Source organism: Portibacter marinus, assembly GCF_021533195.1.
Classification (GTDB): Bacteria; Bacteroidota; Bacteroidia; order Chitinophagales; family Saprospiraceae; genus Portibacter; species Portibacter marinus.
Genome location: NZ_JAJNKB010000002.1, coordinates 691,234 through 709,072 on the forward strand (window position 1 = coordinate 691,234; position 17,839 = coordinate 709,072).

General features: G+C 39.3%; 17 protein-coding genes. 5 read left to right on the forward strand and 12 right to left on the reverse strand.

From position 1 onward, the window contains the following. The first annotated feature begins 10 nt into the window (after positions 1–10). From L2567_RS07015 to L2567_RS07030, 4 genes are read left to right on the forward strand one after another with little or no spacing between them, the layout of a single operon-like run. The gene (locus L2567_RS07015; RefSeq protein WP_235297039.1) at positions 11–1,015 is read left to right on the forward strand and encodes a cytochrome c oxidase subunit 3; all 1,005 of its coding nucleotides are present in this window, start codon (positions 11–13) and stop codon (positions 1,013–1,015) included. Positions 1,016–1,034: 19 nt separating this feature from the next. Continuing rightward, positions 1,035–1,469 carry a cytochrome C oxidase subunit IV family protein gene (locus L2567_RS07020; RefSeq protein WP_235297040.1) on the forward strand — a complete coding sequence of 145 codons (435 nt, stop codon included), beginning with the start codon at positions 1,035–1,037 and terminating at the stop codon, positions 1,467–1,469. A gap of 38 nt (positions 1,470–1,507) precedes the next feature. Then, positions 1,508–2,020: a hypothetical protein gene (locus tag L2567_RS07025; RefSeq protein ID WP_235297041.1), complete on the forward strand. Its 513-nt coding sequence runs from the start codon at positions 1,508–1,510 to the stop codon at positions 2,018–2,020. After that, positions 2,010–2,558, forward strand: coding sequence for a DUF420 domain-containing protein (locus L2567_RS07030; protein ID WP_235297042.1), 549 nt, complete (start codon positions 2,010–2,012; stop codon positions 2,556–2,558). Before L2567_RS07025 ends, L2567_RS07030 begins: the two co-directional genes overlap by 11 nt. 13 nt (positions 2,559–2,571) lie before the next feature. On the opposite strand, the gene L2567_RS07035 is transcribed toward L2567_RS07030, so the two are convergent. After that, entirely contained in the window at positions 2,572–2,751 is a 180-nt protein-coding gene (locus L2567_RS07035) for a hypothetical protein (protein ID WP_235297043.1), read from the reverse strand. 572 nt (positions 2,752–3,323) lie between these two features. Between L2567_RS07035 and L2567_RS07040 the strand changes: the two genes are divergently transcribed. Further along, positions 3,324–6,323, forward strand: coding sequence for a M12 family metallo-peptidase (locus L2567_RS07040; RefSeq protein WP_235297044.1), 3,000 nt, complete (start codon positions 3,324–3,326; stop codon positions 6,321–6,323). 63 nt (positions 6,324–6,386) lie between these two features. Here L2567_RS07040 and L2567_RS07045 read toward each other — a convergent pair whose 3' ends face one another. The 11 genes from L2567_RS07045 to L2567_RS07095 form a co-directional block, all read right to left on the reverse strand. Continuing rightward, complete coding sequence (locus L2567_RS07045; protein WP_235297045.1) at positions 6,387–6,797, reverse strand: hypothetical protein; 411 nt, start codon at positions 6,795–6,797, stop codon at positions 6,387–6,389. Positions 6,798–6,860: 63 nt separating this feature from the next. Next, positions 6,861–8,354 carry a carboxypeptidase M32 gene (locus tag L2567_RS07050; RefSeq protein WP_235297046.1) on the reverse strand — a complete coding sequence of 498 codons (1,494 nt, stop codon included), beginning with the start codon at positions 8,352–8,354 and terminating at the stop codon, positions 6,861–6,863. Beyond that, positions 8,347–8,745 carry a DUF423 domain-containing protein gene (locus L2567_RS07055; RefSeq protein ID WP_235297047.1) on the reverse strand — a complete coding sequence of 133 codons (399 nt, stop codon included), beginning with the start codon at positions 8,743–8,745 and terminating at the stop codon, positions 8,347–8,349. The genes L2567_RS07050 and L2567_RS07055 overlap by 8 nt, the downstream gene beginning before the upstream one ends. 91 nt (positions 8,746–8,836) lie before the next feature. Continuing rightward, positions 8,837–9,511: a uracil-DNA glycosylase gene (gene ung / locus L2567_RS07060; protein WP_235297048.1), complete on the reverse strand. Its 675-nt coding sequence runs from the start codon at positions 9,509–9,511 to the stop codon at positions 8,837–8,839. A 122-nt stretch (positions 9,512–9,633) separates the two neighbouring features. Continuing rightward, positions 9,634–10,938 (reverse strand): cation:proton antiporter domain-containing protein, encoded by a 1,305-nt coding sequence (locus L2567_RS07065; protein WP_235297049.1) that lies wholly within the window; start codon positions 10,936–10,938, stop codon positions 9,634–9,636. Further along, a complete protein-coding gene (locus tag L2567_RS07070) occupies positions 10,938–11,495 on the reverse strand; it encodes a hypothetical protein (RefSeq protein ID WP_235297050.1) in 558 nt (185 codons plus the stop codon). The genes L2567_RS07065 and L2567_RS07070 overlap by 1 nt, the downstream gene beginning before the upstream one ends. Next, complete coding sequence (locus L2567_RS07075; RefSeq protein WP_235297051.1) at positions 11,492–13,741, reverse strand: hypothetical protein; 2,250 nt, start codon at positions 13,739–13,741, stop codon at positions 11,492–11,494. The genes L2567_RS07070 and L2567_RS07075 overlap by 4 nt, the downstream gene beginning before the upstream one ends. Positions 13,742–13,778: 37 nt before the next feature. Then, the gene (locus L2567_RS07080) at positions 13,779–14,825 is read right to left on the reverse strand and encodes an AI-2E family transporter (RefSeq protein ID WP_235297052.1); all 1,047 of its coding nucleotides are present in this window, start codon (positions 14,823–14,825) and stop codon (positions 13,779–13,781) included. Positions 14,826–14,956: 131 nt separating this feature from the next. Next, entirely contained in the window at positions 14,957–15,337 is a 381-nt protein-coding gene (locus L2567_RS07085; protein ID WP_235297053.1) for a hypothetical protein, read from the reverse strand. Further along, on the reverse strand, positions 15,334–16,542 hold the full coding sequence (locus tag L2567_RS07090) for a sulfite oxidase (protein WP_235297054.1): 1,209 nt from the start codon (positions 16,540–16,542) through the stop codon (positions 15,334–15,336). Before L2567_RS07090 ends, L2567_RS07085 begins: the two co-directional genes overlap by 4 nt. Further along, positions 16,529–17,578 carry a sterol desaturase family protein gene (locus L2567_RS07095; protein WP_235297055.1) on the reverse strand — a complete coding sequence of 350 codons (1,050 nt, stop codon included), beginning with the start codon at positions 17,576–17,578 and terminating at the stop codon, positions 16,529–16,531. Before L2567_RS07095 ends, L2567_RS07090 begins: the two co-directional genes overlap by 14 nt. Positions 17,579–17,839: the final 261 nt, after the last annotated feature.

Below are 17,839 nucleotides of genomic sequence, written 5' to 3' on the forward strand. Positions count from 1 at the left end.
GACGAAAAACATGGCAACAGAAGCAGCGGTACATCACGAGACCGAGAATGAAAAAGGAGCCTGGGATGGAGGTAAACAGCCATTTAAGGTCAGTTATGGTAAACTGATGATGTGGTATTTCTTACTCTCTGATGCTTTTACGTTCTCAGGATTTCTAATTGCATATGGAGCTTTAAGGTTTAGTATGCCTACATGGCCAGTGCCGGATTTTGTTTTTAAAACGGCACCCTTCAATAATATAGGTTTAGGTCATGGTGTGGATTTGCCACTAATCTTTGTGACCTTCATGTCTTTTCTATTGATTATCAGTTCCGTGACCATGGTAAGAGCCGTACAGGAAGGACACCGCGAAAATAAAAATGGCGTTGTATTTTGGATGCTGTTGACTATTGTGGGTGGACTCGGCTTCCTTGGCTGTCAGGCCTGGGAGTGGACAAATCTGATAGGAACAGAGCATATGACGATGACCACTAACCCCTTTGGAACGCACACTGAATCAGGTGCGTACTTAAATGAAGATGGTTCGGTGTCAGATGAGACTTTTGAAATGGGAGATAGTTATCTTATCCACAAGGTTTCAGCACATGGACATGGGGGAGAAGCACATGCCGGAGATGATTATAGTGAAGGTAGTCACGAAGGTGGAGACCACGGTGAAGCTCACGGATTCACACCTGCTCAAACAGCTCCAGGGAACTATGCGGGATATGAAATTACTGACAAAGGTTATATCTTAAGAAAATATCGAATATTAGACGGAGATCTAGCCGGTAGAACAGCAACCCAGGAATTTGGCCCTAAGGCGTTCGGAGCACTTTTCTTCTTTATTACAGGTTTTCACGGATTTCACGTTTTTTCAGGAGTGGTCTTTTTGATCATTATCATGCTGAATGCGGCAAGTGGCCTTTACGTAAAAAGGAAGAATGGCTATGAAATGGTTGAGAAAATAGGGCTGTATTGGCACTTTGTAGATTTGGTGTGGGTGTTTGTTTTCCTTGTATTTTATTTACTATAAAAGATAATTAGTCGAAGTTATGAGTGATCATAGAAGTTACGAAGAATCGATAAAAGCAGTATACAAAGGCTTAGTGTTACTAGGTGTGGTTACATTGGTAGAAGTTGCTTTCTCACTATTTGGAAAGGGACACATTTTTCCAAGTTTGGCTGAAAATTACAGATGGCCGGTTATCATTGCATCCCTAGTCATTTTAATCCTTTCCTTATATAAGGCCTACTTTATCATATATGAATTTATGCACATGAAATATGAAGTCTCCGGATTGTCAAAGACTGTGCTATTACCTTGTGTTCTATTGATTTGGGCGATCATCGCTTTCTTTTGGGAAGGAAATGATTGGAACAAGCGTAGATCGCTGATTGAAAAGAAAAATAATGAAACAGTAGACGAGAAGACTGAACCACAAATGGGATCGGATGTAAGGATACTGAAAGAAGAAGATTTCCAATAAAATACAAGCCATCCATTTGGATGGCTTTTTTTTGATAAATGAAAGTATATAAAGTCATCGCTGTTCTTGCATTACTCATTGCATTTCCTGCAATCAGCTACTGGTATCTAATGAGGGGATATAATTTCCGTTTGGATGCACTACAGAAATTGGAAACCAAAGCAGTTATTACAGATTTCAATTATGGGAATATTAAAACAAACCCCTTTAAAAATAGAGCCAGCTTGGTTTTCGATGGTCAAGCTTCCGAAGCACGTGCATATCTGGAACCAGTTTTCGAAGAGTTTTCGGATCGTGAAGAGTTTCAGATGATAGGTTTTGTAAAAGATAGCATGAATATCGCTGCATATCCAGCTAACGATCAATGGATAACACTCATTGGACACTATCCTTATGAACAAAGCATAGCTTTAATAGATACAGCTTCAGCCATCAGAAATTACTATACTTTTGATAGCCTTTCATTTAAAGATTTGATCCAACATATTCCCATCATCATCCCAAGGAAAAAGGAAAAGGACATTGTACTAAAGAGAGAAGATGAAAAATAGACCTTCAGTCAATCAGAATTTACGCCTGGCTAAAAAATTAAATGTTGCAGCTTACATTGTTTCAATAGCTGTTGTAGGTCTTGTTATCCTCATGAGAAGAGTAAAGTTAGATGTAGGTGTTGATTTCAGCTTTCTTCCGCCGATTCATTCAACCTTAAATGCTATTACAGCAGTTTTATTGATTGTAGCACTTGTTTTTATTAAACAAAAGAAAATCATTGCTCACCGAAATACCATGTTTGCCGCTGTTATTACTTCGGCATTGTTTCTTTTGTCCTATGTATTATATCATTTTACAACACCTGAGACCAGTTACTGCATTGAAGGCAATATCAGATATCTTTACTTTACCCTTTTGATAACACATGTTATACTAGCAGGAGTGATATTCCCTTTTATCTTGTTTACATTGATAAGAGGATATACTAATCAGATAGAAAAACATCGGAGAATGGCTCGCTGGGTATTTCCACTTTGGCTTTATGTAGCAGTGACAGGACCGATTTTGTATTTGATGTTGAGACCTTGCTACGGCTAAAAGAAATTAATCACTATAGCTCTTCCTGAGCATTTCTTTTTTTATTCCGATACCACACAATACCTAAGGTCAGCACAAGCAGGTAAGGTAAACTTAGAATGTAAAGAATACCTTTGTTCAATCCACGACCCATAGTCCCTCCATGTTCCAGGTTAGATTCTGCAGACATACGACACATGGGGCACTGAGCCATTAATTCATTAAATCCAGGGAAAAAGATTAAGAACAGTATGATAAGAAATAATAAAGCAATTTTTTTCATCACGCAAAGATAATCATTAACGATGTTCACCCCAAATGCACTGATTCTTAATTGACATTGATAAGGTGTTACACCATTTAAAACACTTGATTAAGACATATGGTTTCGAATATATTGGGTGAATACATATTTATCATTACTTTCGCTTTTGCCTTTCAAACCTGAGATAAATAAAAATCGCCCCACCTTTGTGGAGCGATAGGGCATAACTTCTATAATTCTGCCCAAACCCAAAGAAAAACCTCTATATTTTTTACTGAATTATAACTACTGTTAAGACGAGAAATATTTGAAAAAGTTAAGTTAATAGGCGTTAAATCTTTGTTACAACTTTCTTGAAAATCAGTCAAATATCATGACAATGTAAAAAAGTAGACATTTTCATGTTAACTGATATGATCTTTAAGGGGCCCCAGGCTTAATAAGCGTCTATTGTTTAGAAACCGCTGAATACCTTTTATAACACATCCGAAAAGTTTCTTTAATAATGAAAATGATACTTGATGAAGTATGTATTACTTTGCCTGTTGGCAGTGCTTATCAGTGCAGCTTATGGTCAGAAAAGTAACCCCCAGGAAGTCTTCGAAAAGTATGAAGAGAAAAGTATAAATACCGATTTCTTATTGTCTCAGGTAAATGGGAGAACAGATGATATGGTATACTTACAACTTCACACATGGAACTTGGAATTAACTCCTTCGAATATATTGGCGGAAGACTATAAATTTATAGATCAAAATGGTAGAGCTTTAACTTCATCTGAGGACAGGGTTATTCCTCTTACAGGTTACACTGACCAAGGTGGACAAGCCTCCATTACCATCGGTAAAGATTTCATATTTGGATATGTGCAAGATGGTGAGGAAGTGTTTTACATTGAGCCCTCCAGGTTCTATACTCCATCTCGCTCACCAGAATCATTTATTATCTACAATGTGAATGATGTCAAGGAGACTGCTCCCGTGAAATGCGGTGTACAGGAAGTTAGTGAAAAAACTTATAAGCTAAAGGATCAGGATCACAACAGCAGATCTTCGGGACTATGTTACGATGTGGAATATGCCATAGTCAATGACTGGTCAATGTTTAATAAATATGGTGCATCCGGGCTGGAATCCAGAAATATAGCCATCACAAATGATGTCAATACGAATTACGCCAATGCTTTTAGCGATGAGATAAGATTTATCATTACTGGTCAATGGAATGCAACTTGCTCTTCCTGTAATCCCTTCGGAGTATCAACAAACCTCAATACAACATTGGATAATTTTACATCCTGGGGACAATCCAATCTTAACAACTCTTCTTCAAGCAACTACATCAGGCACGATGTTGCTTCACTGTGGTCAGATGTTTTTGCTAACAGTGGTACAATTGGACTAGCGTGGGTAGGTGTCATTTGTAATTCTCATAAATATAACGTGCTTTCCGATTTCTCTTCAAATGCCAATAGCCTAAGGGTTTTGACTGCACATGAACTTGGACACAATTTTGCAGCAGGACATGATGCTGCAGGATCGGGTCATATTATGGCACCCTCAGTCAATAATACCAGCACCTGGTCATCAGGGAGCATCTCTTCTATTAATAATCATCTGGCTTCTCGAGGTTGCTTAGAAACATGTTCTGACTTGCCAGCCACTGTTTATTTTGACAGCGGAGATGCAACAGTATTGGAAGATACAGGAGGCGGAATCGGGGGAAGTTGTCAGGAGCACTACAAAGACTATTTCGTACCCATTACGATTTCAAAATCTCCCACATCCAACGTTAGTGTGAGCTTTTCTACTTCTGGATCCACTGCTACTAATGGTTACGATTACCAACTACTGACAAATTCGATCACCTTTACAAGTTCTGGTGCTACTACTCAAAATGTCACTTTCAGAATTTATGATGATGCGATTGTAGAAAATCCTGAAAACTTAAGATTGAGTTTATCTGTGTCCAGCGGACCGGGAGAGGCATCCAGTAACAATGCCATAAACATTGGTATCACTTCGAATGATGTCATAGAATCAAGCGCAGGTTACAGCGACACGGTATTCTACGGAAATACTACACAAAGCCTCTCAGGAGCCGGATTTTTTGAAGGGTCACGAACAGATGTGCGCTCGAGATTTATAATCTTAGCTTCAGAGCTTCAAAGTATGGGTATTGCAGCGGGAGAAATAGATATGTTGGCATTTTATGTTTACGAAAAGAACAGTACAGGAACATTCAATAACTTCCGACTGGGCATGACTGAAATAACTCAGAATACCTTAGATGGAGTGGGGTGGTTGTCAACTGAAACGGTTTTTAGTGGAAATGTCCAAACGACGGTTAGTGCCTGGAATGCATTTGAATTCACTTCGGGATTTGAATGGGATGGAACTTCTAATCTATATGTAGAAATGTGCTTTGATAATTCTTCAGCCATTGGTCATGATAGAATCATATGGTATAATACCGGAAGCGGCAATAATCAAATGCTATCTTTTTCGACCAATAGTCTGAATAACTGTGGCTTCGTATCTAACTGGTCTTATTACTACGACCGGGCACCGGTTTTGCTGATTAGAAGAAAAGGTTCTACAGAGGTGGAAATGTTGGCCAATGAGAGTGCCAATGGTAGAATAAAGGTAGGTGAAACTGCTAATTTATTTTCTGACAATGGAAGAATCATAGCGACCATCAAAAATACTGGTTCCTCTAATTTACAATGTATAACCAGTACCATAGACCAGGCAGGTATTGGACAGTCTACACTACCTTTTGGATCCGGAATGATGACCGATAAATCATTTTATATAGAAACCAGCAACAGCGGTACCTATGATTTAACACTATATTTTACGGAACAGGAGCTGGCAATTTGGGGTAGTGAGTCATTGACACTCAACTTTTTGAAATCAAATGTTCCAGTATCCTCGAGCAATAGTAATAATGCTGAAATACTGAATACGGCGAGCGTCAATACAAATATTGGAGCGGAAAATACCATTGCGTACAAAACTACATCTTCCGGTTCATCGTATTATGCTCTGACCAATGGAAGCAGTAGCCCGCCCGTTACAGCAAATGTAGCCAGCACCTGGGAAAATGCGGATGTATTAATTAATGAATTTGGAAAGGGACTTTTAATGAAGAACAGCACTGGAAACCAATATGTGCTGACCGTTAATACAAATGGCGACCTAATCGCAACTATGGACAACAACGTTATGTCCAATTCTAATTTTCCGGAAGGAGATTTGTGTATTCTTACTCCTGGCAAATCACTAATGCTTAAAAGAACAAGTTCAGCTTATACCGGAATTAATGTAGATAATGATGGTAATATTATTGCTACTAATACCTCGAATGTTCCCACTCAAGCCATTACTGTCGAAAGCGGTCATTTTGGACTATTGGATGTTGCAGGTGGAGTCATCTTCCAAAATATGCAGAATGAATGCTATAAAGTTTATGTGGATGAAAGTGGTAATTTAAGAACGGGAATGGTGAGCTGTCCGTAGACGATAAAAGATAAAAGATAAAAAAAACCTTCGAAGTTGCTTCGAAGGTTTTTTTTGATTTAGTTACTGAAGAAATTTGAGGTACACCCAATACCAAAAGCTGATTACACCAGCTAAGTATACTAGCCATGCAATATAAGATAGTGGCCAAAAAGCTGCAGCTGCCAAAACATACATGATGGTTCCAGCAACGACACCAATGATGGCATACCATAACCACTTTTCAACAGGATCATTTAGATCAATCCCTACTTTATTCATGAATTTTGTCAATTGAGTCGCCTTCTTCACAAACCATTTTCCAGCTTTTGTCTGTGAAAATTTAGCCAATCTCTGCGCCCATTTATTGGCTTTCTTCTCTACTTTAATGGTTTTCTCAAAATCCACAGCCTCAGGGCTGATCGGGTTGGTTGCATAAGTATTAAGTGCAAATCCTACCATTAGTAGTAACATTGTAAATAATCTTAATTTCATCGTTTAATGTTTTTGTTAATTATCAATTGATTAAAGTACTTAAATATATAAAAATTTGTAATACTAGTTTAAATTGTAAATATCATTATACTTTTTCTTAGCATAGTCCATAAAATACTTAAAATTCAATTTCTCACCCGTCAGTTTCACACATAACTCCTCAGCTTCGTACAGTCTTCCATGTTGATGAATGTTTTTCCTTAGCCAGTCCAGTAGTTCAGAAGTATCACCATCACTGATCTTAGTCTTTAAATCAGGGATGGAATGAACAGCTTCGCTAAAAAATTGTGCAGCATAAAAGCTACCTATCGAATAGGTTGGAAAATAACCAAAACTTCCATGAGCCCAATGTACGTCCTGTAGAATTCCCCGATTGTCATCCGGAATCTGGACTGCCAGAAACTTTTCATATAAGCTGTTCCACTCATGCTTCAGATCGTTAACCGGCAAATCTCCATTGATCAACCTTTTCTCCAGCTCGTAACGGATCATTACGTGAAAATGGTAATGCAATTCATCGGCTTCCGTCCGGATAAAGTTGGGAGCAACTCTATTGATGCCAGTGTAAAATTGATCTAAAGAAACATTCCCCAGATTATCCGGAAATAAGCGCTGTAATTCTCCATAGTAATGTTCCCAGTATTCTTTAGATCTACCTACATGGTTTTCCCATAATCTGGATTGTGACTCATGAATGCCCAGACTAATCGCTCCACCTGTAGGTAAACCATAGTCAATAATCTTGGTACCCTGCTCATAGAGTGCATGCCCTCCTTCATGTATACAAGACCAACACATATTAGCAAAATCATGCTCATCGATTCTGGTGGTCACCCTCACATCCTGAGACGAAAAAGTAATGGTGAAAGGATGGGGAGAAAGATCCTGCCTGCCGCTTTCAAAATCATAACCCATTTCACGCAGCAATTTCAATCCAAATTCCCATTGTTTATCCTTATCGTAATATTGCTTCAGAAAGGAGTGATCAACCTGTGAAGCTTGTCTGATTTTCTTAATAAAGGGAACCAATTCATTTCTGACATCTTCAAACAATGGATCTAGGGTCGCCACCTTTGATCCGGGTTCATACAAATCCAGCAACGCATCATAAGGATGGTCATCATAACCCAATATGCCAGCCTCTTCTCTTTTAATATCTACTAGGTCACTTAAAGCGGGGATATATTTACTAAAATCATTGGCTTCCTGAGCGGTCAGCCATGCGTGATAGGCAGTAGAAATCAGTTTTGATCTTTGTATCACAAAGGCTTCATCAAATTTGGTCGCTTTGTCATATTCTCTTTGAGTGACCTGTACATTTTTGCTCTGCTTCGCATCCAGAGATTCGTCAGTCATCAATTCATTTAACAATTCACCAAATGATTCTCGTGTGAATAATTCATGTGATATACCTGAAAGGGTGGAAACCTGTTGACCTCTAATCGCTGCTCCATTTTTAGGTAAATTAACCTCTTTATCCCAACTCAAAACCGCTATGCTGTGGCCTACATCTGCAATCTTACGCATGTGCGCCACATATTTGTCGTATTTACTCATCTTTTTTTGATATAAAGTTTATTCCCAATGTAATCCAGGCACCTATAAAGAAAACCCCTCCAATAGGTGTCATAGGACCCAGGATGGATGTACTATTGATCCCAAGAAGGTCTCTGCATGCGATCAAATATAGTGAACCGCTGAATAAGATAATTCCTGCGAGGCACATCCAGAAAGCAATTTTTAAAAGTTTTGTTGGTTTTAGATGGTACAAAATACCAATTAGCATTAAAAGGAAAACATGGAAGAAGTGATAGGTATTACCAGTCTTGTAAGAAGACAATTGTTTAACAGAAATCTGATCTGCGAGTGCATGGGCACCAAATGCTCCAAATATAACAGCTATGGCTCCTAATATTGCGCCCGTAAATAGTATGTACTTATATTTCAATCTTCTATTTTTTTATGACCAATGGCGAAAGTAAGGCAAAATGATGATTACGAGAACTCTTATAATCCTTGCAGAGGCAAATTTACATCTATTACAATTGCCAGTCAATTTCAGCAAAGCCTTTCATTCGCAATATTTCATTGGCTTTAGAAAAATGGGCGCATTCACTGAATGCATTTCCAGCTAAAGGAGAAGGATGAGCTGCCTCCAGAACATGATGCTTACTCAAATCGATAAGTGACTTTTTATTCTTGGCAAAATTTCCCCATAGCATAAAAATTACTCCTTCTCTGTGGTCGGAAATCTTCTTTATCACTGCATTGGTAAATTCCTGCCAACCTATAAGCTTATGTGATCCGGGCTTCGCCGCTTCCACTGTCAACATCGCATTAAGAAGAAATACACCCTGCCTTGCCCAGGAGGTGAGGTCTCCATGATCCGGAATTCTAAAATCAACATCGCGTTGTAATTCCTTATAAATTCTTTTCAATGATGCAGGGATGCGGATGCCTATTGGCACAGAGAAAGAAAGCCCCATAGCCTGACCATGAGCATGATATGGATCTTGGCCAAGAATCACTACCTTGACATCATGAAAGGGAGTTTGTTCGAAAGCATTAAATATCTGTGGTCCGGGCGGAAATATGGTTTTACCCGATCTGAATTCGCGTTTTAGGAAGTTTCTAATGTTCTCAAAGTAAGGTTTGTCAAACTCTTCCTTGAGCACTGTTTTCCACGATTCTTCGATCTCAATTTCCTTACTCATTCTGACTTGGCAAATATTTCTCGATTTCAGTATCGGTGGTCAATGATTCATAAACACCTGCAATACTTGATTGAAAGCAGCCCTTCCAAACAAGGAGGTTGTCATTATATTGAAAGCCCATGTCAATTTATCTCAGGTACTTTCCATTTCGTCTCTCCGACTGGTAGAGCTTTTGCTTTGCCCAGGGCCTTACCCGAACGCTTATTGTTATTGATCATGGCCCAGGTCATGACAAGACTGGTTCCGATAATAATAAACAATAGAATCCCTTCTGAAAAACCTTCAGATTGGGCTTCGGGCGGTATGGCATAATACAACAAGACTGTAATTAAGCCCCTGGGAGCAACAAAAAGCTGTGGCAATATATCTCGACCGATGATCACCCTGATTAAAATAAACCGAATGACATAGATGACTGCCAGGCATAAAGCGGAAATACCGATCACTTTCCAATCTAAAAGCGTTGAAAAGACGATGGTGATTCCAAAAATAACAAAGAAGAAGGTTCGGACCACAAAGGCGGTTTCCAGAGTCACCAGATGTAATCCATGATAAACCTCTTGTGCTTTATTTTTATTGAGCCACTTTTTCAGAGGCCCGCTGAAAAACAGTTCCATGTTCGCAATGACCAATCCGAAAACCAGGATAATGAAAAGTGGTGATAAATGAAGTAGCTTACCGATGCTGTAGAGCAGCAACAAAACCGAAATTAACAAGAATAATTTTGCGGTACTCTTAATCCGCTGAAAAATGAAAACGATGACATAACTAAATAGCAAGGATAATACCACAGTCAGCAGCGTTGTCAATCCAAAATTCAACAAACTTCCACCTCCTGCATGCTCCGCTGCCAATTCAGGATCAGCTGCAGGTATCTTACTGACAAGAAAGTAGAAAACCATAATTCCCAAAATATCCGAGAATGTACTTTCATAGATGTGAAACTCTTTCTTATCAGCGCGCAAATGCACCACACTCGGTATAATGATGGCACTTGAAAGGATAGACAATGGAGTGGCATAAATCCAGGATTGCAGCTCTGTCAGTTCCGGAATAAAGTATTGCAAAATGATCGCAGTTACCCATGCAGAGGCCAATAGACCTATTAAAGCAATGGCAAGCGCAATGGTAATAGGGATTACTTTCTCACGATCCAGTTTTAGTTCCAAGGCAGCTTCGAGGACGATCATGATCAAACCCACTATTCCTAGAATTTCCAATATGGGAAAGAAATCGATTTCATTCTCACCAATAGCCTGTAGACCCAGGTTGATCAGAACTCCAAGAATAATCAATAAAAGCACTGATGGAACACTCGTTCTCTTAGAAATCTCACCGAAAAAGAAGGACATAATCAATACTATAGATGCGGCAATGAGCAACATATACGGTGATGACAGATCCATTGCTAGTAAAGTAATATTCATTACGTTGTTATTTTTTGTACTTCAAATCCTGCTCGACTGATATACGACATCAGACTTGATGTATATTTTTTTGAAGATAAATTCAACTCTACAATAAAGGTTTTGTCTTCATACTGGACCTTAGGTTCGTCTCCCACAATAACCGGAAAACTAAATAGACACTTATCCAGTGCATTTTTTTGCTCTCTTTCTGAAATCTCAGTTGTAGGAGTACAGGAAATCGTGATGGTATCCTTGGTGATGCTCAGGAAGGCCAGTCCATCCTTGGAACTTCCGAGATCCATAATGTTTCTGCTCAGGAAGTTTTTCGCTACCAGGATATAATAAAGTATGGCAAAAATGGCGAAAGTCAGCAAGTGAAACAAAGGATTGACAAGAATGAAGCAAGTGGTTAAGACCACTAATAAAATCCTCGTCCACTGACTTCCGGTAAATGGTGTTTCCCGCTCCACAAGTAATCGTCCTATTCGTGTCCTATTGGACAACAAATAAAGGATGAGCAGACAGCCACTGATTATCAAAAAGGTCTTCCAGGATAGCGTGGTAATCTCTATCATATCATTCTATTTATCACACCTTCCACAAAAACGACCAAATATGGATTAATACAAATGAATCCTTCTTTCGGCCGCTCTAATAAACGAATTTGGACCAGCCCTTTAATGGCCGATCTTACTTCATTGGCATCTATGGCATTAAACATATTTCTGATTTCTAACTCCTGAACCCATCCATGCATGATTAACAGCTTAAGTAGGGCATGGTGATTTTCTACCAGTTTTCTAAATTGAGTCTGACTGGTATCGAAGGAGTATTTGCCATTGGTATACATACACCAAAGTTGCATTGCCTTACCCACATTCCCGCTAGCTTTTTTAGCGACCTTCCTGGAAATGGAGGCCAGTGTTTCTGACTCTGCATCCATATCATCGTTGTTCACGACTGCATGCGCCCGGGTTAATACCGCATCCTGAATCTGATCTACAGTCATGAAATCAGTATTCACTGTTTCGGTATAGATATCAGCAATATTGAAATAATGCGATAATTTATTGTATAAATATTTATGGACGACAATGGCAAAATAGACTTTTTTAGAATGTTTGGACACTATCTTGTTCAGCTCCGCGAAAATTTCAAAAGTTTTTTCCGGATGGTCTGCATAGTAGTTTAAGTCATCTATGGTGACCATACATTTTTCAGGCCCCTTATATTTAATAATGAAATTTAAGGTATCAATCAAATCGTCACCCATGGCACGCTTGTGTCCTTTGACATCAATCTTCTGTCCCGGAACTACGTGATAGCTCTCCACTTCGGGATAATTGATCGGTAACATTTCCAAAACTGTGGAGCGTCCTGACAAATGACCACCTTTAATGAGGAGTCCTCCACCATATCCTTCCCGCCACAACTCAAAATGATTTTTGACCTTGTGAATAATCTCGGTCCGCTTTACAGAAAAAGAACTGCCCAGAAAACCACTTTTTAAAAACAAGGCATTGGCATCATTTTCTGTATCAAAGCTTATGACATCTTTAATAAAGGCAGCAGCTGTAACTTGCTCTTTTTCTGAATAAGTGGAAAATAAGTTTTCGAAAAATTGGGCAAACACACTTCTGATCCTTCCTGGACTATAGCGTCTTTGAAGATCTGACTTTTCAGCAAATCCGGTCAACTGGCCAATAGCAGAAGAAGGAAGAAAATTAAACTTATTATTGAAAAGTTGGCTGATTCTTATATGCGTAACCAAACGCTCTTTTAACTCGTCGAGTCGTTCCAATGCGTTGGGCACTATGTCCTCTCGATACTCGCTGATTAACTTTTGTACCGGCGCAGTGATTTCGGATTTAGGAACTTCGACTTCATCTCCATTCGCACTCTCTAATTTGGCCTTGATTCTATTAGACACCTGAATGAGACCAACGATGGTTTTTTCTTTGTAGGCCTGTATTTTGGTGTCAATGGTCTTTAGGGGTGAAGCCAGATTAAAGGAGGTCCAGCCAGAAATCTCTGACAAAACATCTACGGATTTGTAGATTAGATGCCCACCTGCCGTTCCGACGGCAAGCTTTAACTTATCGACATCCTCCAAAACAATAAATTGGTAGGGTGCCAGCACGATTCCATCTTCAATCTTTTGTAAAAGCGTTTCTATGAGATTGTCAATCTTGTTTAATTGCACCTTCCCCAGTTTGTCTTCTTCTGACTCAATGGTGCTTTTGAGTGAAACCAGACTTTTTTCGATTTTGTGGAGAGAGTCTTCTCTTTGATTCATATGTTCCAAATAGCTGGACCGATAATCTTCAAATTTAATGGTCAGTAAGTCAAGTTTTAGCTGACTTCGTTGAATCGTTTTGATCTGATTGATCAGTTTTTCTACCTGCAATATGACCGCTGGCGCAGGATTGAATTGGTGCTCCCATTCTGAATTTAATTCCTGATTACGCTCTTCACATTTGACAAAAGTATCTTCCAGGTCATTTGTCGCAGACTCAAGAATATCGTAAAGCTCTTTTTGGTAATTTTCTAATTCTTCTTCAGACCGAATGCCATCGCTTACATATTGTTCTAATTTCAATAAATTGACGACTGTGTCCCTAAAAAGAATGGCAATTTCTTTTACTTGAAATGCCCAAATGAATGAAATTCTCGATTGATAATCTTCATCACTATCCTTGATATCCTTTTGCAGAATTTCTACCAGCTCCTCTAGAAAGGCGATGGATTTGTAGGCGAGTGGTTGTACCAACAAATCCGATAATTTAAAATTGAAGTGAATTCTGCTAGTTGTCGTTTCCATCAGGCACCAATATATTAAATAAAGATGATATCTGTTATCAATTTCTTCCTACACTACCTATATTACCATTTCTGGACAACATTATGGCAATGGCTCTCGTATTATCGAATTGAGCAAAGATTTTAATGAGTATCACCGTGATGGGTACACAAAGAAGCATCCCCACTACGCCCCATAATAATCCCCACATCACGAGGGACAAAACGATCACAAACGGACTTATGTTCAAAGAATCACCGTAAAACTTAGGTTCCAGGATCCCTCCGATGATAATCTGAATGACACCGACACCGATTAAAACGATGAAAAAAGGAGTCAAGGTTTCAAACTGTACCAATGCTACTAGAGAAGGAAAGATGGTGGCGGTTATACTTCCGATAGTAGGTATAAAATTGAAAATGAAAATGATAAAAGCCCAGAATACGGCAAAATCTAATCCCACAAAGCGCAACACACCGTAACTTAAAAGCCCGGTCGCGATCGAAGCTATGAGTTTGACTCCCAGATAAGTTCTGACTCCTTCATTGATACCCTGCATAATAACAGACAAACGTTCCCGTCGGTCTTTCCCCATGCCTAGCGCCACTATTTTTTTAGCGAAGGTGCTTTGCTCCAGAAGTAAAAATAGGGTATAAAGTAAAATGATGGAAAATTGCTGAGCTACTTTTCTGGAGGACATTAGCAATCCCCTTAAAAAACTGTCAAACTCCATTTGTGTAGAAAGAGTCTGTATATCAGTGGCTCTGGAATAGCCAATGGAAGTTGCAATCTTGCTGATTTGTTGTTCAAAATTGATCCGATAGCTCGGAGCCACGGCAATCATACCATTGATATTGGTCGTAATTAGGCTACCGATACTGAATAAGATGAGCAAAATAAAAATCGAAGATAGAGTGATCGTGATGGCTTTATGAATATTATTTCTGACAAAGGGAGCTGCTCTAAAAAGTGAATTAAGCGCATTGATCAGATACCACAGTACAATTGCAAGAATCAGCGGAACTAAGAAGTTCTTCGCATAGATGATAAACACAATCGAAATGGCAACAATAATGAATGCGTAGGCAGTTCTTTGTCTTTTCATAGGTTCTTTCTAGTTATTAAGTTACGATACTATATCATAAAAAGATTGTTATAGTTCGCAAATTAGAAAGTTGTAACGAAACACAGCATTGATTTATGCATATGTCTACTAAAAAATGCCTGCACTATCTACTAATCCTCTAGTTGGTACCAATCTTCCTCTGCAATGACGAGATTTTTTCTTCGACCTGTTTCTTCCGGTGAATAGTATTGGGCCAGATAATCTAAAATAACTGGTTCTCCCTGCCCCAGGTCACCTAATCCCTGGGTCTCCTGCATCCATCTGATCATTCCTTCCCATCCTTCCCTTGTGGCCCTATTCTGAGTAATTAGATCTGCTGAATGACAAGGTGTGCAGGCTCCAATGACCAGCTGTAAATTAGGATCATCGTGTAAACCAGTCCTGAGGTGTATGCCATCTTCTACTTTATTGAATTCCGCCGTGCCATTAGGCTCCTCGCTAGAACACGCCAGTAAAAAAGAGATCGTCACCATTGTTAATAATCCTTTCATGAGACCACTTTTACGGCAATACGATGACAAGCATTGTTTAAGTAACCTTTTGGATTCCATCCAGGCAGAATGATCGGCTGTCTGGCACCTTCTGAGTCTGTGGCTCTTGCCCATATCTCATAATAGCCAACTTTTGGTAAAGTAAGCTCTGCTTCAAACTGCTGCCACGCATAACGATTGCCAGCTTTTTTGACCCGTGTGGTCATCCAGGAAACACCGAAATCATAGGACAACTCAACTTTGTCGATGCTTTCGGCAGAAGTCCACGCCTTACCTTCTATTTTGAATTTTTGATCAGGTTTGACCATAGCGCCAGTCTTTGGAGAAGTGATCAGAGATTTGACTGGCATGGATTCAATGATGCACATGTCTTCATCTGCAACCTTGGTGCCTGGAGCTACCGGATCACAAGGAATTCGATAGGATTGGCCTTCCATCTTAGCTCCATCATGTACACGATCTCTGATCAGAATTTTACTCAACCACTTTCCAGAACAAGATGCAGGCACTCCTCCAAAAACCAATCTCAGTGGGTAACCATTCATCAATGGCAGGTCCTCACCATTCATGGACCACGCAATTAAACTCTCGTCTTCCATGGCTTTGGAAACGGGGACACCTCTCGAAATGGGTAGCTTTTGCGGATCACCCGAGAGATGTAGATCTCTTCCTTCATACGCAACGTAAACAGCATCGTCTTTTACTCCAATTTCTGCCAGTAAGTCTTTTAGCCGGATTCCCGTCCACGAGGCACATCCTACGGCACCCGTCGTCCACTGATTACCCTTTGCAGGAGGATTAAATTCTGAACGGCCATTTCCTCCGCACTCTAAGGTCAAATTAAGGGTCACATTTTTAAATTCGTCCTTCAAATCCTGGAGGGTAAAGGATTTCGATGTTTTTGCAGATTCTCCTTCAACAGTTAATGTCCAATCTGCTACATTGATCTCGCTGGGAGGAAGGCCATTGTTCCTAATAAAAAACAAATCGTTAGGTGTCAGCGCATCATTCAATAAATGGGCAGGCGTCTCAGCATTTACAGGTCTGGAATTCAATATGACCAATTCGGAACTCTTCCCTTGAATAGGATCTTCGTCCCAAATAATAGGGTAGAGTCCTTTGGGTAAATTTGTATAGTAAATAACGGGTAAACCCAAGGCAGTCTTCATGGTTTTGTTAAGAAAGGAGCGTCTACTTTGATTCATCTACTTGCACTGATTTTTTCTTTGAAATGCCTCTCATATTCTGATCTACGAAATTATCAGGAAATTTCTCAATTCCAGGAAATCCCAACCTTATTTCTTTGCCATCATGTGGAATTCTGGCCGTTTTGAAAATATAGTCCCAAATCGCTAAGGTCAAACCGAAATTGATCCCATCCTGGCGGTCTTCTGGTAAATTGTAACTGTGATGCCAGATGTGCATTTCGGGTGAATTAAAAAGATATTTCATAACGGGTCCTAATATGATGGCACTGATGATCGATGCTCCTAATATGATGAGTAGTGAACCAGCAAAAGTGGATTGTTTTGCAAATTCCAGATCCAGTAATCCCTGTGAGAAAACAATTCCAAGGAGAATACCTAATATCCCGCCGGTCACCCAACCTTGTACAGAAATATTCGAGTGATTGTAGTGTCCCCAGGCCAGTGTGAATATGTGTATGATGAAAAAATCATACAAGCCGATACCCAGCAAGGCCAAAGGAATATATTCAAGCGTCCTATAGACTACGGTCTCCATCCAATGAAACCTGAGGTGAGCGGCAAAGCCCATTTCCTCAACAGAATGGTGAACCTGATGAAACTGCCATAACCAGTCGGATTTATGAAGTAGCCGATGCACCCACCATTGGACGAAGTCCCTAACTACAAAACCGATGATTAAGATAGACCACATCGGCCAGTTATTCAATGGATTATTAGCTTGCAGATTAAATCCTGTCAAGGCCTTAATTCCGTCATTAAACAAATTCACAATAACATCTGAGGCCGCATTGTAGATAATGAGAGAAAAAAGAAAGAAATTGAAAAACATATAGAAGGCATCCAGCCAGAAGTCTTTTCTAAAGACAGGTTGCTTTTTTCTCCAGGGAATGACCACCTCTAAAAAGAAAAATAGCAAGGAAACGATGATGAGCCAGTAGAAATAACTTTTCCAGGTAGGGTGGGTGATCTCCTGCCAAAGATATTGAGCGTAACCACGGTAACCATTGATGAAAATGTCAATATACCTATCCATTGGACAATTTAGATGTCATATTTAACCATATCAACATTTTAATGTAAAAATGTTTTTCAAAGGTATTAATTATATGATGAAACTGTCATATATCGGATAAATAGTTACTCATTTATGCTACTCATAAGTATATTCTAGTATGAGTGATGTGAAAATATTGATGTGGATTTTGAAAATGTTTGACTATATCGAGTTGTTAAACGTATGTCAATGTGAATGATTGTTGTGAAATTTCTATCTCAAAGTGAATATGCGTTTCTC